We start from the raw sequence: 18,565 nt of genomic DNA on the forward strand, positions 1-18,565 counted from the left end.
TCCCTGTAAATGCAATCTACACCCATTAAGAACGGGGCATCGGATAAAGATAATAAAACCGAGGGACGGCATCGCTACGGTCTCGGCATCCTGCTGATTATTTGTGCTGTTTTTATATTCTCCATCATGGATGCCCTCGTGAAATACCTTGGGAGCCAGTCTTTAAACTCGATCTATATCATCGGTATTCGTTTCACCCTTACGTTCTTTTGGACCCTGCTCATTCTTAAACCTTGGAAACATCCCGAGGTGACGCGGACAAAGCATCTGGGGCTGCATCTCATTCGCGCGGCCTGTATGATTTTCGCGGCATTCACCGTGTTTGTCGCGCTCAAGTATCTCAGCATGCCGGCGATGACGTCCATCGTCTTTGCCGCGCCATTGATCGTTTCCATTCTGGCCGGTTATTTTCTCGGAGAAAAAATCGGCCCGCGCCGTATTGTCGCGGTGATTATCGGTTTTCTTGGCGTTCTTGTAGTTACACGTCCAGGCACATCGTTTTTTAGCCTGGCAGCGTTGCTGGCGCTTTTGACAGCGGTGTTGAATGCCTTCTATTCCATGACGACGCGGCGCTTGTCCGACCACGACAGGCCCGAAACGGCGTTCTTTTACACTGCGCTGGCAGGCATCATCGTCTTGCTTCCCATCCTTCCCTTCTTTTGGGAAACACCAGACTCATGGACAATCTGGCTCGCGTTATTTGTTCTCAGTGTACTGAGCACGCTTGCGCATGGCATTTTGACGATTGCGCACAAGTATGCGCCAGCGTCCATTCTCGCTCCCTTCTATTATGCCCAACTTATTAGCGCGATTTTTTTGAGCGTCATTTTCTTTAAGCAAGTTCCCGATAAATGGACGTTAATCGGTGGATCGATTGTCGTCGCTTCAGGGCTTTATGTTTTCTATCGCGAACATGTTCGAAAAAAGGAAAAACGCGAAAGTCAATCAGCCCGGTAAAAGGCCGCGTCATTTCAACCGAGGTTTGACGGTGTAATCGGGGTTCCAGATACTGAATTACCCGGAACGGACGAAGTGGTCGGTGAAGCGCTGGCGGTAGCCGCGCGGCGAGATGCCCCGGTGCCGCTTGAACCAGGTGGTGAATTGCGGCAGGTGGAGAAAGCCCAGGCCGTAGGCAATTTCCTTGATGCTCGCGTCTGTGTTCTCCAGCCGGTCGCACGCCACGCGCACGCGGCGGTCGTTCCAGTATTGAAACGGCGTCTGCCCGCGCGCCTCGCGCCAGATGCGGTCGAGCTGGCTGGCGCTCACGCCTCCGGCCCACGCGATCTGCCCCCGGTTCCACGGCAGGTTGTCGGGCCAGTTGTCAATGAACACCATGCTCGCGCCCACGCGCGCGTCATACTGGTCCGGCTCGCGGATGTGGATGCCGGCCTCGGTCAGGCGCGGATACAGCGCCTCCATCAAGGTCCAGACGAGTTTTTGCAGATGAATGCGATCCTCGAAAGTTTTCGCCGCGTAGGCGCGGTCGTCGGGTGTCAGGCCGGCAGGATACCGGATGGTGACGTAGTTCCCCACATCGGCGATGGCATCGCGCAACACCGCGTCGCCCCGCATCACATGGGCCGGCGGGCCCGCCCACTCGGCGGAGCCGGTGTCCACACCCAGATGGAGCGATTCGATTTGCGAGCCGGGCGTGAACACTTGGTAGCGGCGGCCCAGCGTATGCGCCATCACCATCCAGTCACCCGCGCCGGCCTCAAGGCTGCGCCCTGTGTATTTGATTTTCACGGCGCCGCGCAACATGTGCCAGATGATAAAATTCACCGTCTCAAATGTGCCGGACTGCGTGTTGGGCACGCCCTTGTAATATGAAAGCAGCCGGCAGCGAATAGAGTTCCAGTCGAACTGGCGTCTCGGCACGGCTGACGCCGGCATCGGCGGCGAGGTATTCCTTTGTGACTCGGTTTCGACCTGAGTGCGCATAAAAGGGAATTTTTTTCCAAGTAATGGAAAGTCAATCCCGAAAGGAGAACGCTGCTCGTGCGCGCCTCCCGCGCCCGCTTTCCTCCCGTTTCCGCCCTCTCCAAGGAGACCAGCGTCAGGCAAAAAACGAAGGCACAAGGATCGCACCGCCAAAATCCGCCATGATGGCAAATGACCGCAGTCACGGTCAGGCCCCCGCACCGATATTATTCAAGCACCTTGAAAAAGAAGATGGAGTGCATGGGAGGCGGAAGTTGGTGCGCATAAAAATTAAAATTTTGTCGGAAAGTATTAAGCCAAAAAGAATGCAATCCGGATGGCGGGCGGGCATCATGGATTGCGTAACTTGGCAAACCCTATGGACTGTATCCCCGCCATCTTCTCCCCAAAAATTGGGTTCCTCGCATGCGCGTTGATTTTTCTGCCTGACGTTTTTGCCGGTGCCTCCCCAGCGAGCACACCGGTGAAGGTGAGCGCCCTGAAAAATGCCGCCGGCACGCTTGGCCTCTCGGCATCCAACGCCGGCGAACCCGCCTCCGTCTCGCAGCCCGCGCCGTTGCGCGTGTCACTCTGGAACGGACGTCCCGATGCCGCGCCCGTCACCCTGCAAGGCGGCTACACCTCGCTGCGCGAGACCGCCGCCGGCGACTGGCTCGGCGCCGGTTCGCTGCGCGTGGCGGACGGCGTGACACTTGAGTTCACCGACCGCTGGGACGCCGCACAAAACACCCTGCGCCTGCGCCGTGAAATTTGCGTGCGTGGCAATGCCTCCGGCGGCTTCACCAGCGTCGCCACCTTCCGTGTCGCGGACGCCCGCCCGTGGCCGGAAATGGAGTGGTTCGTCCCCGGCATGATTTACGGCAATTTCGACCACATGCGCCCAAACTCCTTCGGGGCGGGCAATTATTATAAACCCGGCGATTACACCGTGTGGATTCGCGAGGACCGCATGCCCGCGCCGCTGCTCGCCGCCCGCCTGCCCTCCGGCGCGAGCATGGCCGTGCTCAACTCCGCGCCCGACGGCGCCACCACCGCCGCCGAGGGCCAAGGCTTCTCCCGCGAGCCGATGGCCGACGCCCGTTTCCGCTTCGGTGCGATCCTCGCCGAGGAGCGTCCCGACGGCACCTCGCTCGGCTACGCCTTCCCTGGCTCGGAGGGCACGCTCAGCTATGGGCGCAAAACCGGCGCCGGCCCCGAGACCGCGCAGCAGTGGCGGCATCGTTTCCACCCGCTCACGGACGGCTTTGTCCAACGCTACGAGGTCTCCTTCCGTCTCGGCGCCGCCGCCGACACCAACGACCTCGTCGCCCGCTCGTGGCGCTGGGCCTGGGACACGCTCAAGCCTCAGGTCAATCCGCAGCCCATCGAAACCCTGCGCCGTTGCATGGTGGATGTGCTGGAGGAAAATTTTATCGAAGTCGAGGACCGCGCCGGCGTGCAATTTCTCGCCCTCGCCGCGCCCGGCGGCAAGCCGCACCCCAACCCGAAAACCATCCTCGGCTTCACCGGCTACGCCCTCGGCTCCGCGGAAATGATGCTCGTGGAGGCCAACCGCGAGCCCGCGTCCAAACGCGGGCGCCAGTTGCGCGCCGACGCGGAAAAGGCCATCGCCTCTTTCCTCCGCCGCCCGATCGCCCCGCCCGTTGACGAGGGCTTTTTGCTCAAAACCGGCGGGCCCGCGCTTTCGACCTGGCCCGCGGCAAAAAAAGTCACCGAAAACCAGCCCATCTATCTGCGCAGCTTCTGCGACGACATGAAGTCGCTCATGCGCGCTTACGAGCGTGAGGCGCGCGCAGGCCGCCCCCGTCCCGAGTGGCTGGCGTGGGTCAGGCAATTCGGCGACTGGCTTCTCACGCAGGAGCAGCCCGGCGGCGGTTTCCCCCGCTCGTGGCGCGCCCTTTCCGGCAAACTCCTCGACGCGTCCGCCACGGGCACCTTCAACGCCGTGCCTTTCTACACCCAGTTGTATCGAATTACAGGATACAAACCCTACCTCGACGCGGCCGTCCGCGCCGGTGAGTTCGCCTGGGGCACCGGCCACGCCCGCGCCCGCTTCACCGGGGGCACCATCGACAATCCCGACGTGATCGACAAGGAGGCCGCCACCCTCTCGCTCGAAGGCTACCTCGCGCTGCACGACGCCACCCGCGATAAGAAATGGCTCGACCGCGCCCGCGCCGCCGCCGATGCCGCCGAGACATGGATGTATATCTGGAACATCCCCATGCCCGCCGACGCCGACGGCGAGAAACTCCACTGGAAGCGCGGACAGTCCACCGTCGGCATCCAGCTCATCGCCACCGGCCACTCGCTCAACGACGCCTACATGTGCTGGGACGTGGAAAGTTACGCGCGCCTCGCCCGCGAGACCGGCGATCCGCACTACATGGAGGTCGCGCGCATCCTCCTGCATAACACCAAGGCCATGGTCGGCCGCCCCGGCGACCTGCGCGGCACGCGCGGCCCCGGCTGGCAGCAGGAGCACTGGTGCTTCACTCTCCCGCGCGGTCTCGGCCGCCACCGCGAATGGCTCCCCTGGGTCACCGTCAGCCATCTGCGCGGCATCAACGACCTCATGGATTACGACCCCGAATTATACAAACAACTCGCCGCCCAATAACCCCTTTGTCCCGTCATGAAAAAAACCCTCCTTCCGCCCCGCCTCGTCTTTTTCCTCGTCCTGCTCGCCGCATTTCCGGTCGCCCGTGCTCAAAACGCCTCGACCGGCGCCGTCAGCGGGCGTGTTTACAACCCCGAGACCGGGGAATACGTCCGCAACGCCCAAATCCGCGCCACGCCCGGCGGCGAGGTCGCCATTTCCGAGCAGGGCGGCTTTTACCAAATCACCAACCTGCCCCCGGGCGAGGTCACCCTCGTGCTCAGCTACGCCGGTTTCCCCAACGTCACCGTCAAGGCAACCGTCACGACCGGCGCCACCGCCACCGTGGATCTCAACCTGCCCGCCGCCGCTCCTTCCGCCACCGCGGGCGCAGGCGCCGCCGGCGAGGTCGTCCAGCTTGAAGCCTTCACCGTCACCTCCGACCGCTCCGGGCAGGCCAAGGTCATCATGGACCAGCGCGCCTCCATGAACATCTCCCAGCACGTCGCCGCCGACGTGTTCGGCGACAACACCGAGGGCAACATCGGCGAGTTCATGCGCAACCTCCCCGGCGTGCTGGTGAACACCTCGGAGGGTGAGGTGACGAACGTCAACCTCGGCGGCCTCGGCGCCGAATACACCAGCGTCACCATCGACGGCATTTCCCTCGCCACCGTCAGCGCCGCCTCAAGCGACTCCCGCGCCGCCAGCTTCTCCGCCATCTCCCTCAACAGCATAGACTCGCTCGAAATCTCCCGCACCGTCAGCGCCGACATGGACGCCAACGCCCCCGCCGGCATCATCAACCTCCGCAGCAAGCGCGCGTTCGAAAACAAGGGCCAGAAAATCGTCGCGCAGGCCAACCTCACCATGCACTCCTCGGCGACGACCCTCGAAAAGGAGCCCGGGCCGCATGACACCAGCGGGATGTTCAAAATCCGTCCCGGCGGCCAGCTCCAGTATTCCAATGCGTTCGGCAGGCGTTTCGGCGTCCTGCTCAATGTCAGCGAGTCCAACATCTACTCGGCGGAAAGCCGCGTCGTGACCAACTACGACCGCCCCACCGCCACCAACAACAACCCCGCCGACCCGCGCGAGGAGGTGCCCCAGTCGTTCGTCTTCCACAACACGACCCGCCTCAACCGTCGCTTCGCCGGCACCCTCACGCTCGACTGGCGCGCCACCGAGCACCTCACCCTTTCCCTCACCGGCATCTACAATTATTCACGCATGTTCGGCCTCCAGCGCCCCATCACCTTCTCCACTTGGAGCAGCCAGGGCGGCTCGCGCGCCATGGTGCAGGGCACCGACCCCACCCACTCCATCTACACCATCTACGGCTCCGCCGTGACCATAGCCCCGGCGGTCGTCTCGCGCCTGGGCCAGAATATCACCTTCACCCCCAAGTTTGAATACCGTCGCGGCGACTTCAGGCTGGAGGGCCTCTTCACCTCCTCCGAGGCCAAGGCGTGGTATGACCCGTGGGGCCGCGAGGGCGCCGTCCGCAGCATCGCCAGCCCCGCCGCCTACCACGTGCTCTACAACGTCTCCCGCGGCCCCGGCCTCACCGACTCCGACTACAAGGTCACCCAGACCGGCGGCCCCGACATGTCCGGCGCCGCCCCCTTCGGCTCTCCGAAAATCTATCTCCGCGACGGCCGCCAGGCCGTCACCAAAATCCGCACCGCCAGCCTCGATGCCTCCTACCTCACGCGCTTCCTCCTCCCCGTCAAGTGGAAGGCCGGCCTCAAAATGCGAAACGAAAAATGGCGCTACCGCGACGACAGTGCGCTGAACCTCGCCAACTATACCGGCCCGCTTTCGCTCGGCGACTTCGCCTCCCCCTACACTTGGGACTCCTACATGAAAGGTGTGAGCCTCACCTCCCTCTCCGGCGGCGGCGTTTTCATGCCCGACCTCTTCGCCCTCGGCGCCCGCTACCGCGCCCACCCCGAGGAGTTCACGCGCGTCGTCACCGCCACCAATTATTACGACGCCAACGTGCAATACGACCGCAACTTCGAGGAGGACGTCAACGCCGGCTACCTCATGGGCATGGGCACCTGGGGCCGCCTCATCTTCCAGGCCGGCGTGCGCCTGGAGGCCACGAAAACCGACATCCGCGAGATTGACGCCTACACCCCGGAGCAAACCGAATCCCAGGGCTACGCCGTGGGCGCCGACGGTGTGGCCGCCTCCATCGAGGGCGTGCAGTGGCAGTTCCTCTCCCGCCCCCGCGTCCACAAGATCAACCGCTACCACGACTACTTCCCCAGCGCCTCCATCAAATACCAGATCACCCCAAAACTCGACCTCATCGTCGCCGCGAACAAGACCATCCGCCGCCCCTCCTACTACGACGCCACCGGCATCTTCCTCGTCAACGAGGACACCATGACCGTCTCCTTCCCCAACCGCGCCCTCAAGCCCGAGCGCGGCACCGGCGCCGCCGTCCGCCTGATCTACTATTTCAAGGGCATCGGCCAGCTCAGCGCCTCTTTCTACCAGACCCGCCTGACCAACATGATCGCCGCCAGCACCAACCTCACCGCCGTCGATGTCGGCTACGATGAAAGCTACCCCGGCTACAACGAGGACTACGCCACCTACCGCTTCTCCACCAGGAACAACTCCGGCGCCCCCGTCACCGTCCGCAGCATGGAGCTTTCCTACTCGCAAACCCTCGGCTTCCTCGGGCCGGTGTTCCGCCGCCTCAACGTCCACCTCAACTACACCCGCGGTTACGCCGACGCCATCAAGCCCATGCTGCCCCCGCACGCGGTCAGCACCGGCTTCAACTACACCTACAAAAAGCTCATCCTCTGGTCCGACCTCAACTGGACCGACGACTTCCCCGTCTCCGACACCGGCTACTCCTTCCGCCGCCACCGCACCCAGTTGGACGCCGGCCTCGGCTGGAACTTCGGCAAGGGCTTCATGTTCGGCCTCAACGCCCGCAACCTCACCGACGCCCCCTACATGCACATGCAGCGCGCCCCGCGCTTCTACAGCGACGGCTACAACCCCACCGTACTGCAAGACTACCTCCGCATCGGCACCACTTGGACCACCTACATCAAAAAAACCTTCTGACCAACGAGGAAACCCCATGAACACCACCCGCACCTCTCGCATCTCCGCCCTCTTGAGCCTCTTTGCGGCTGTTTTTGCGCAGGCCGCGCCCGTCGCCACTGACAACTTCGACAGTTACACCGCCGGCGCCACGCTCGTCGGCGGCACCGCCGGCGCCGGCTGGTCCGCCGCGTGGACCGGCCAGGGTGCCTACGCGAACATCGTCAGCGGCACCGCCGGCGCCATCACCTACACCCTCGACAACGGCGAGGTGCGCGGCGGCGGCAACGCCCTCAAAATCACCGCCCCGTCCGATGCCGAAAACATCGGTGTCCTCGAGCGCGCCGTGCCTGAAATCACCGACGGGGGCGATGTCTTCGTCAGCCTCGTTTTCAAAATCAAAAGCGGCTCCGCCGCCGGTGGCGTTGACCAGTTCGACGGCGTCACCTTCACGACCAACAACAACGTCTATTACTACGCCGGCGACGGCGCGAAAAGCCCCACCGCCGACGCCGCCGGTTATGCCGGCTATCAAGGCAAGGCCGGTGCCCGCTTGGCGGGCGGCTGGCAGGCCGTCAATAAATCGCTCGTCATCGGCCAGACCTACTTCCTCGTCATCAGATACAGCGGCTGGAACGTGGGCGCCAATCAGAAAAACACCTACGATATCATCTCCACCTGGCTCAACCCCACCACCAACGACGAAGGCATCCCCTCCACCACCACCAACGGCGGCACCAGCGACAACACCGTGGCTATCACCCGCGTGGGCGACTCCGTCGGCTACGGCAGCACCAAGTTCAGCAGCCTCTACCTGAACACGATCGGCCTCGGCCCCGAGTATCGCTTCCACATCATTGACGACATCCGCGTCGGTCGCACTTGGGCCGACGTGGTCGGCATCCCCATGCCCGTCGTGACCGCCATCACGCCATCCAGCGCCATGGCCGGCGACCCCGTCATCCTCACCGGCAAGAGCCTCGGCGACGTTTCCGTCACCATCGGCGGCATCGCCGCCGTAATCACCTCGCAATCCGCCACGTCGCTCACCGTCACCGTGCCCGCCTCGCTCGGCCTCGGCGGACAGCAGGTCGTCGTCACCGGCCCCGGCGGCTCCGTCACAAAAACGCTCACCATCATCCGTCCGCCCATCCTCGACTCTGCCACGCCCGGCAGCGGCATCGGCGGTGACACCGTCGTCCTCGCCGGACGCAACCTTGAGGAGTCCGCCGTCACCATCGGCGGGCTTCCCGCCGCCATCACTTCCAATACCGGCACGGAGCTGGCCATCGTCATCCCCGCGGGTCTGGCCAACGGCGCGCAGACCATCACCGTCTCCACCAACGCCGGGGTGGCCACCATCGCGTTCACCAACACCGCGCCCACACCGCCCGCGCCCGTCGTCAGTGGCGTTGACTCGCCCACCTCCCGCGCCGGCGCGTCGGTCACACTCTCCGGCAGCGACCTTGCCGGCGCCATCTCCGTGACCGTCGGCGGCATCGCGGCCGAGATCACCAGCCGGGCCAACGGCGCGCTGACCATCACCATCCCCGCCGGACTCGCCAACGGCGAGCATCCCGTTGTCATCACCACCGCCGGCGGCGAGACCACGACCACCCTCACGCTCACCGACCTCATCGCGACCGACGACTTCAGCGGCTACACCGCCGGCGCTGCGATCGCCGGCGTCTCCGCCGGCACGGGTTGGGCTGGCGCATGGGCCGCGAACGCCGGTGTCACCGTGACCGGCGACCCCGCCGACACCGTCACCTATACGCTCAGCAACGGCACCGTCCTCGGCGGCGGCCAGGCGCTCAAGCTCGCCCTCGACACCCCGCTCCTCGGCACGTTCCCGCGCGTGCTCGAGCGCAACCTCGCGCGGCCCGTCACCACGGGCGAGGATGTGTTTGTCAGCTTCGTCTGCAAAATCAAAAACCCCGCGACCCCGGACGGCTCGCCTGTCTCCACCACGGACAACGTCACCTCCGTCTGGCTCGCCAAGGACGCCGTCCCCGACACCCGCTACGACACCCACGCCTACGTCGGCTACACCGGCAAGGTCGGCGCCAACATCGCCTCGCCCAGCAGCACTACGTTCGTCTCCACCGGCCTCAAGGCGGGACAGCCTTGTTTTGTCGTGCTCCGCTACGGCGGCTGGGACGGCTCCTCCTATAAAAAATGCCGCGTCTGGCTCAATCCGGCCAACAACGACGAGACCGCGGTCAGCACCACGCTCACCAACGAACGCACCGCCTCCACCGCCGGCTACGGCTCCGAGGGCTTCCTCGGCCTGTGCGTGGACACCCTCGGCATCAACTCCGCCGGACGCTATCAGGTGATTGACGACCTTCGCGTCGGCTACACCTGGGCCGCCGTCACCGGCCCGCGCACCGCGTTCATCGCCGCCGATAATTTCGACTCCTACGTCCCCGGCGCAAAACTCGCCGGCGCCTCCGGCGGCGCGGGCTGGGACGGCCCGTGGTCCGCCCAATCTCCCGCCACCGTCACCGGCAACCCTGCCGACGCTGTCACCTACACCCTCGACAACGGCACCGTCCGCGGCGGCGGCAATGCCCTCAAAATTACCGGCACCGGCGCGGACGTCGCCACCACCGTCGCCGGTGTGCTCGAACGCCGCTTCGCCCGCGTGCCCGCCGGCGACGACGTTTACGCCAGCTTTGTCTTCAAAATCAAAAACCCCGCCATCCCCGACGGTTCTCCCCTCTCCGGCAATACCTGCGCCTTGTGGTATGCCGCCGACGCAACAAAAGACCCCGATCGCGACATCGCCGCCTTCGCCGGCTATGGCGGCAAGGCGGGCGGAAAATTGAGCGCCGGCTGGCAGACTGTCACGACCCCGCTGGTCGCGGGGCAAACCTATTTCCTCGTCATCCGCTACAGCGGCTGGAACTCAGGCGTCCAAGCCTACGACACCTGCCGGGTCTGGCTCAACCCGGCCACCAACGACGAGGCCGCCACCGATCCCGCAATCACCACCGAACGCGCCGGCAACTCCGCCGGCTACGGCAATACCGACATCCGCGGCCTCTACGTGAGCACCCTCGGCCTCGTCGCCGGCGGAGCGTATCACATCGTGGACGACATACGCGTCGGCTCGACTTGGGAATCCGTCGTCGGCGAACCTGTCCCGGCTTACGCTCCCGGCACGCCGCCGACACTCGACGCGCTGCCGTCCGCCGACATCGCGCCCGGCTCGTCCGTCACCCTCACGGGCAGCAATTTCGCCGGGCTTGTCCGCGTGATGATCGGCGGCGTCGAGGCCGAGATAACCGCCGCCTCTGACTCCGCCATCACGGTTACCGTCCCTGTGGATGCGGTCTGCGGCTCCGTCGCCGTGTTCACTGCCGCTGGCTCTTGCATACCCGCGGAAACGCTTTCGCTCGCCACCCCGCCTGTCTTTGCCAGCGTCCCGCCCGCTTCCCAAGTCGCCGTGGAAGGCCGCCCCGTCAACCTCGCCGCCCCCGCATGGGCCTCCGGCAATATTTCCTACACGTGGCAGTGCCGCCCCTCCGCCACCGCCACATGGGAAAGCGTTCCCGGCGACATCTGCACCGGCGCCGACTCCGCCATTCTTTCGCTGACCGTACCCGCCGACAAAAACAGCTGGCAATTCCGCTGTGTCGCCTCCACCCGAGCCGGCTCTGTGGAAAGCCCGCCCGCCACTCTCGTCGTGGTCGGGAACCTCCTCGCCGCCCCCGCCGGCCTCGCCGCGGGCTCCGGCTCCTCCGCCCGCTTCGTTTACGTCACCGACCGCGCCGCCCACACCGTCTCCGTCCTCGCACCCGACGGCGGCCTCGCGCCGCTCGCCGGCGTTTCCGGCACCTCCGGCGACAACGACGGTCCCGGCTCCACCGCCCGTTTCGACCAGCCTCGCGGCCTCGCGCTGTCGCCCGCCGGCACCCTGCTTGTCGCCGACTCCGGCAACGGCCTCCTGCGCTCCGTCGCGCTCGATGCCTCCGCTGTTCAAACCCTCGGTGCCACCGGCTCCGACGCCTGGCTCGCCTCCCCGTCCGCCGTGGTCGCCGACGCCGCCGGCACGGCCTACATCGCCGACACCGGCAACCACCTCATCAAACGCCTCGACAACGCCGGCGTCATGGAAATCCTCGCCGGCTCCGGAGTCTCGGGCACCGACAACGGCCCCCTCCTTGAGGCGAAATTCAACACCCCCGCCGCCCTCGCGTTTTCCGCCTCCGGCACGCTCCTCTACGTCGCCGATGCCGGCAACCACGTCATCCGTGTCGTTGACCTTGCCGCCGGCCAGGTCTCCACCTTCGCCGGCCGGATGGCCTCCCGTGGCGCCACCGACGGCGACGCCCTCTCCGCCGCTTCCTTCGATTCCCCCGCCGGCCTCGCCCTGGACGACTCCGGCGGCCTTCTCTATGTCGCCGACACCGGCAACTCTCGCATCCGCGTCATCACCACCGGCACCGCGCGCTCCGTGGCCACTCTTGCCGGCTCGGCTCCCGGTTTCCGCGACGGCCCCGGCGCGGACGCATGGTTCAACGCACCCGAGGCTCTCGCCCTTGCACCCGACGGCGCCCTCTACGTCGCCGACACCGGCAACGGCGTCATCCGCCGCGTGGCCTCCGGCGCCGACGCGCTCGTTTCCACTCCCGCCCTGAAAGCCGTCGCATTCCCGCCCTCCGACGGAAGCGGTCCGGACGACAATAAAGCCGGCGGTGGCGGCGGTGGCGCCCCATCGGCCTGGCTTCTCCTCGCGCTTGCCGTCTGCGCCGCCCTACGCGGACGCGGCCATAAACGGAACTCCTAAAAATCGGAAAAAATTCCAGTGGATAACATGAACCCAACCGCCATGACATTCCCGCCCGGCCTTGAGCAGGGCATCCACGCCGCCGGCGTCATCGCCGTGCTCGTCATTGACGACCCCGCCGACGCCGTGCCGCTGGCCGGCGCGCTTGCCGCCGGCGGCATCAACGCCATCGAGCTAACCCTGCGCACGCCCTCCGCGCTGGAATCGCTCGCCGCCATCAAAAAGCACGCGCCCCAAATGCTCGTCGGCGCGGGCACCGTGCTCACGCCCGCGCAAATCATGCAAGCCCGCGCCGCCGGGGCCGACTTCGCCGTCGCGCCCGGTTGCAACCCCCGCGTGCTCGCCGCCGCCGCGGAGGCCGGCCTGCCCTTCGCGCCCGGCATCGCCACCCCCAGCGACATCGAGGCCGCGCTGGAGTTCGGCTGCCGCCTGCTCAAGTTCTTTCCCGCCGAGCCATCCGGCGGGCTCGCCTATCTGAAAAACATGGCCGCGCCCTACGCCCACCTCGGCCTGCGCTACATCCCGCTCGGCGGCGTCACCGCTGCCACCGCCGCCGCCTGGCTGGCCGATCCGCTCATCGCCGCCCTCGGCGGTTCATGGCTCGCCCCGCGCGTCCTCATTCAAGCCCGCGACTGGTCCGCGGTCACCCAACGCGCCGCCGAGGTCGCCGCCATCGTCCGCGCCGCCCGCAACCGATCCGCCTGATCGATCCGATCTCATCCTGCATTCTTCACCATGAAACCCATAGTCACTTTCGGAGAAATCATGGGACGCCTCTGCCCGCCGGGCTACAAGCGTTTCATCCAAAGCATGCCCGGCACGCTGGAACTGACCTTTGCCGGCGCCGAGGCCAACGTGGCTGCGTCGCTTGCGATTTTCGGCTCACCGGCCCGTTTCGTCACCGCGCTCCCGGACAACGTCGTCGGCGACGCCTGCGTGCAAAACCTGCGCGGCCTCGGCGTGGATATCAGCCGCATTCTGCGCGTCAAAAACGGACGCCTCGGCTTGTATTTCGTGGAGAAAGGCGCGAACCAGCGGCCCAGCAATGTGGTTTACGACCGCTCTCACAGCGCCATCGCCGAGACGCCCGCCGGCAAATTCGACTGGCCCGCCATATTCGACGGCGCCGGCTGGCTTCATATTTCCGGCATCACGCCCGCGCTTTCACGCATCGCGTTCGAGTCATCGCTCGCCGCCGCGCGCCACGCCAAAGCCGCGGGGCTCACGGTTTCGTGTGATCTCAATTTCCGCAAAAAACTCTGGCAATGGGAACCCGGCACGCCCGCCGCCGCGCTCGCGCGCCGCTGCATGGGCGAGATGCTACCCTATGTCGATGTGGCCATCGCCAACGAAGAGGACGCGTCCGACGTGCTCGGCATTCGCGCCGAGGGCAGCGACATCGAGGGCGGACATCTGGCCATCAATCGCTATCCGCAAGTCGCGCGTGAAATCACACGCCAGTTTCCCAATATCAAAAAAGTCGCCATCACGCTGCGCGAAAGCATCTCCGCCACGCACAATAACTGGGGCGCCATGCTCTACGACGCCGTCTCGGAGGCCGCCGTCTTCGCCCCCACCGCCGGCGGAGCCTACCGGCCCTATGAAATCCGCGCCATCGTGGACCGCGTCGGCGGGGGTGACAGTTTCGCCGCGGGCTTGGTTTTTGCGCTCAACACCCCGGAGCTGGCGGCCCCGGAGACGGCGGTTGCCTTTGCCGCCGCCGCGTCCTGCCTCGCGCATTCCATCGAGGGCGACTACAATTTCAGCACGCGCGCCGAGGTCGAGTCCCTCATGCACGGCAGCGCCTCCGGACGGGTTGTCCGGTAAAGACAAAAAGTCCCCGCCCAAACGGGCGGGGACTTTTTTTGCCCCGGATGCCACCCGCAACCCATGCGCACCAAAAATAATTTTTCCATCGCCATCGTAAAGTCATTCCTCGTGACGGGAAAAAAGAATCCGGCATCTTGAAATTTGCGCACAAAACAGAACAGACCGAGAACCGCATTTCCAAACCATGACACCGCTGCAAGAAATCCAAACCGACGTGCTGGTGATCGGGGCCGGCATCGCCGGCCTGCGGGCCGGCTTGGCCGCGCGGCGCGCCGGCGCGTCGGTGTTGATCGTCGCCAAGGGCGTCGCGGCGTCGCCGGGTGTCATCGGTTTCAACGCTCCCGTCGGCTCCGGCGACTCGGTGCATGCGTTCTTCGACGACACTTACAAAGGGGGCCTCGAAATCGCGGACCCGGCGCTGGTGCGGCTGCTCGTGGAAAACGCGACGGCGGCGGCGGGCGGGATGGAGGCGCTGGGCCTCCGGCTCGACCGCATGCCGGATCGGACGTGGCATTTGCAAAAAGCCCTTGGTTGTTCGCACGCGCGGCTGCTGCACCAGGGAAACCGCACCGCGCGCGTCGGCATGGACGCGCTGGCCCGGGTGCTGGCGAAAGGAGGAGTGGTTACCCGGCACGGAGTGTTTGTGTCGGAGCTGCTGACCACGCGGACCGGCGCTGTGGCCGGCGCACTGGCGGCGGACTTGCGCGCGCGGAAACTGCTGCTCATCCGCGCCGGCGCGGTGGTGCTCGCCTGCGGCGGAGGTGGCGGCATCTATGCGGGCGGCACCTACCCGAAAAGCCTGACGGGAGACGGCTATGCGCTGGCGTGGCGCGCGGGCGCGGAACTGACGGACATGGAGTTTGTGCAGTTCGAGCCGTGCCATTGCATTTTTCCGAAACGCATCGGTCTGAGCACAACCCTGTTCGCGCACGGCGGGCAGTTGCGGAATGCGCTGAACGAGCGGTTCGTGCTGAAAGAATATCCGGAGGGCGAAGGCTCCGCGCCGAAGGATGCGCTCGCCCGTCTGGTCGCGCTGGAAATCAAGGCGGGGCGCGGCACACCGCACGGCGGCGTCTGGTGCGATCTCACCGACATTCCCGAAAAATTCATCAAGGAGGAGCACTCCGCCTATTACAGCCTGTTCTTGAAACACGGGATTGACCTGACGAAACAACCGCTGGAGGCCGGCCCGGCGCCGCATACGTTTCTCGGCGGCGTGGCGATCAACGCCCGCTGCGAAAGCACAGTGCCGGGGCTGTTCGCGGCGGGGGAAGTGACGGGCGGCGTCCACGGTGCGAACCGCATCGGAGGCAACGCGGGCACGGACATCTTCGTGTTCGGCGCGATGGCCGGCGCCAGCGCCGCCGCGTACGCCAGGAGCCGCCGCGCGCGCACGCTGCCCGGCGCGGCGCGGCGCGCGGAAAACTTGGCCGCGCCCCTTTCGCCCGTCGGCCGATGGGGCCGGTGGAGCATGTTTGCGAGATCCATCCGCGAGTTGATGACGGCCAAGGCCGGCGTCATCCGCGAGGAGACCGAGCTGCGCGAGGCGGCGGCGGAGTTGCGGGCCATTGACGCCGAGGTCGCGGCCCTCGGTGCGTGCTCGCTGGACGATTTCGCCGGACAAACCGAAATCAGGAATATGGCGCTGACGGGCCTTTGCGTGGCGGAGGCAGCGCTGCGCCGGAGGGAAAGCCGCGGCGTGCATTACCGCGATGATTTTCCGGAGCGCGACGACGCGCGCTGGCGGAAGAGCATTTATCTCCGGCAGGCTGGCGGCCGGCTGCGCGCCGCAGTGCGGACGCGAAGGAAAGGAGCGGGAGCATGAGCGTGATGACCGGGCGGCATGTTCTTCGCGTCTCGGAAATGTCGCGGCTCGCCGCGACATCGGTCGCGCAGGCGGGCGCCGGGCGCGTGCACAGCGTGTTTCACCATTGCTTCAATATCACCCGGCCCGATGGCGCCTGGCTCACCGTGGCGTTCATGCCGTTCCCGCGCACGCCGGACGCCATCATCGTGGAGACATGTGCGGACGGGGTTGACGCGGCTGATTTTTATTTCTTTCCCGACTTGGAGCCGAGCCTGGCGGCGGAAATCGCGCCGGAAAGAATCGCGGTTCCGGACGCCGGCATCGAAATCGCGCTCGATGGCGCGGCGCTGTTCGACACGCGCCGGCATCCTTTCCCGCGCGCCGGTCGCGGTCCCGCGCGCGCAACGCGCAACCTCGACACGGCCCGCGCGCTCATCCGGCGCGACGGACGTTCCTGCGACGCGCCGGAGTTCCGCCGCCGCGCGGAGCCGGCGCTCGCCGCGCTTGCCGCCGCCATCATCGCGGGTGACGACACCGCGACGCGCGCGCACTGCGAGGCGCTGCTCGGGCTCGGCATCGGGCTGACGCCTTCGGGCGATGACATTCTCGGTGGCATCGCAGCGGGTTTGTTCCTGAGCGACGAAGCAGGGGAACAGAACAGGTTTCTGCCGATGTTGCTGGACTTGTTGCGGGATGACAGGCGAACGACCGATGTGAGCGCGCGCTCCCTGAAACTGTGCGCAGATGGCGAGATCAACGACGGCGTTTTCGAGGCGGCCCGCGCCATCCTGTTCGATGACGAGGCTGAGACAAAGCGTGCGGTCTCGTCCCTGCTCGCGATCGGCCACACGTCCGGCACCGAGACGGCGCGGGGCCTGTGTCTCGGCCTGCGGCTCGCGGAGGAAATTTTTTGCCGGCGCCACGTCGGCGGAGGAAATTGACCATGCTGATCAAATGCATCATCCGACCAAACGAATATCATGACTCCGTCTTCCTGATGGGCGTGGCCCGCCACGCAGGACAGCTCCCCGGAGTGCAACGCGCCGCCCTCGCCATGGGCACGGCGATGAACAAGGGCCTGCTCAAGGACATGGAGCTGTTCTCCGACGCCGCCGGCGACGCCGGGCCGAACGACCTCGTTATTGCGGTGCGTGTCGCGGACGAGGAGGCGTTTGCCATCGCGAAGGCGGAGATCGAGCGCCGCCTCAAGGAAAAGGCCGCGGTCCGGTCCTCAGACGGCGGGCTCGGCGGTGGAGCGCGCACGCTCCACACGATCGGGGCCGCCTGCGCCGCCGCCCCGGGACTGAACCTCGCCCTCATTTCCCTGCCCGGCGAATACGCCGCGGCGGAGGCCGCCAAGGCGCTCTCGCAGGGACTGAATGTTTACATGTTCAGCGACGATATTTCCTACGCCGACGAGGTCATGCTCAAGAAGCTGGCCCGCGAGAAAAACCTGATGATGATGGGGCCTGGCTGCGGACTGGCGTTTCTCCAGCAGACTGCCATCGGCCTGTGCAGCAAGACGCACTCCGGCCCCGTCGGGCTGGTCGCTGCGTCGGGCAGCGGCTTGCAGGAGACGATGGTGCAGATTGATCGGCTCGGTCTGGGCGTCTCGCAGGCAATCGGCACCGGCGGACGCGACTTGCGCGACGAGGTCGGCGGACTCGCCACCTTGCAGGCGCTCGACCTCCTGGAGGCCGACCCGGCCACCACCGTGATCGTCCTGATTTCCAAACCGCCGGGCGCGAAGACCGCCGCCGCCGTGCTGGAGCGCGTGCGTGCCTGCAAAAAGCCCGTCGTGGTGGATTTCATCGGCGGCTCGCCCGCCGCCGTCACCGCCGCCGGCGCGCATTTCGCGGCCACGTTCGAGGAGGCCGCGAAGCTCGCCGCCCGTCTGGCCCGCGGAGGGGACGTCGCGCCGCTCAGCGACGACGCGGACGCCCGCGCTCTCGCCGCGCGCGAGGCAGCCGGGCTCGCCCCCGGCCAGCGTTACCTGCGCGGCATCTTCTGCGGCGGCACCCTCGCCGAGGAGGCCATGATGGTCATGCGCCCGCCGTTGCCGGAAATCCACTCAAACACGGCCGTCATGCCGGAGTTCAACCTCAAGGACGCGCTCGTCAGCGAAAAGCACACCGTGATTGACATCGGCACCGAGGACTTCACGCGCGGGCGCCCGCACGCCGCCATTGACCCGGCGCCGCGTGTCGAGCGATTTGCAGCCGAGGCCGCCGACCCGTCGGTGGCGGTCATCCTGCTCGACTTCCTCCTCGGCTACGGCTGCCACGTCGATCCGTGCGGCATCATGGCCGGCCCCATCCGCGACGCCATCGCGGCGGCGAAAAAGGCCGGGCGCCGGCTCGCCGTGGTCGCGTCAATCTGCGGCACCGAACTCGACCCGCAGCGCGCCTCCGCGCAACGGGAAAAACTCGTCGCCGCCGGTGTGATCGTCATGCCCGGCAACGCGCAGGCCGCTCGATTCGCGGGCATGATCGCCGCGTCCGCCTCGTCCAAATAAAAACAG

10 protein-coding genes are annotated in these 18,565 nt (G+C 66.0%); 9 read left to right on the plus strand and 1 reads right to left on the minus strand.

The window, feature by feature from the left end; genetic code table 11:
* Positions 1–9: 9 nt before the first annotated feature.
* On the plus strand, positions 10–957 hold the full coding sequence (locus tag OH491_RS03355) for a DMT family transporter (protein WP_084441940.1): 948 nt from the start codon (positions 10–12) through the stop codon (positions 955–957).
* Between the two features lie 57 nt (positions 958–1,014).
* Here the strand turns inward: OH491_RS03355 and OH491_RS03360 are convergent, their stop codons facing one another.
* A complete protein-coding gene (locus OH491_RS03360; RefSeq protein ID WP_068769336.1) occupies positions 1,015–1,941 on the minus strand; it encodes a helix-turn-helix transcriptional regulator in 927 nt (308 codons plus the stop codon).
* Between the two features lie 469 nt (positions 1,942–2,410).
* Between OH491_RS03360 and OH491_RS03365 the strand changes: the two genes are divergently transcribed.
* The 8 genes from OH491_RS03365 (at position 2,411) to fdrA (ending at position 18,559) form a co-directional block, all read left to right on the plus strand.
* Entirely contained in the window at positions 2,411–4,561 is a 2,151-nt protein-coding gene (locus OH491_RS03365) for a hypothetical protein (protein WP_145928630.1), read from the plus strand.
* 15 nt (positions 4,562–4,576) lie between these two features.
* Entirely contained in the window at positions 4,577–7,633 is a 3,057-nt protein-coding gene (locus tag OH491_RS03370) for a TonB-dependent receptor domain-containing protein (RefSeq protein WP_068769334.1), read from the plus strand.
* A gap of 16 nt (positions 7,634–7,649) precedes the next feature.
* Positions 7,650–12,407, plus strand: a complete 4,758-nt coding sequence (locus OH491_RS03375; RefSeq protein ID WP_068769333.1) for an IPT/TIG domain-containing protein — start codon at positions 7,650–7,652, stop codon at positions 12,405–12,407.
* A 27-nt stretch (positions 12,408–12,434) separates the two neighbouring features.
* Positions 12,435–13,112 carry a bifunctional 4-hydroxy-2-oxoglutarate aldolase/2-dehydro-3-deoxy-phosphogluconate aldolase gene (gene eda, locus OH491_RS03380; RefSeq protein ID WP_068769332.1) on the plus strand — a complete coding sequence of 226 codons (678 nt, stop codon included), beginning with the start codon at positions 12,435–12,437 and terminating at the stop codon, positions 13,110–13,112.
* Positions 13,113–13,142: 30 nt separating this feature from the next.
* On the plus strand, positions 13,143–14,234 hold the full coding sequence (locus tag OH491_RS03385) for a sugar kinase (RefSeq protein WP_068769331.1): 1,092 nt from the start codon (positions 13,143–13,145) through the stop codon (positions 14,232–14,234).
* A gap of 187 nt (positions 14,235–14,421) precedes the next feature.
* Complete coding sequence (locus OH491_RS03390) at positions 14,422–16,062, plus strand: FAD-binding protein (RefSeq protein ID WP_068769330.1); 1,641 nt, start codon at positions 14,422–14,424, stop codon at positions 16,060–16,062.
* Positions 16,063–16,100: 38 nt separating this feature from the next.
* Complete coding sequence (locus tag OH491_RS03395; RefSeq protein WP_068769329.1) at positions 16,101–16,985, plus strand: DUF2877 domain-containing protein; 885 nt, start codon at positions 16,101–16,103, stop codon at positions 16,983–16,985.
* 2 nt (positions 16,986–16,987) lie between these two features.
* Entirely contained in the window at positions 16,988–18,559 is a 1,572-nt protein-coding gene (fdrA, locus tag OH491_RS03400) for an acyl-CoA synthetase FdrA (protein WP_068769328.1), read from the plus strand.
* Positions 18,560–18,565: the final 6 nt, after the last annotated feature.

The sequence above is a fragment of the Termitidicoccus mucosus genome, assembly GCF_038725785.1.
In the GTDB taxonomy this organism is placed as follows: domain Bacteria; phylum Verrucomicrobiota; class Verrucomicrobiia; order Opitutales; family Opitutaceae; genus Termitidicoccus; species Termitidicoccus mucosus.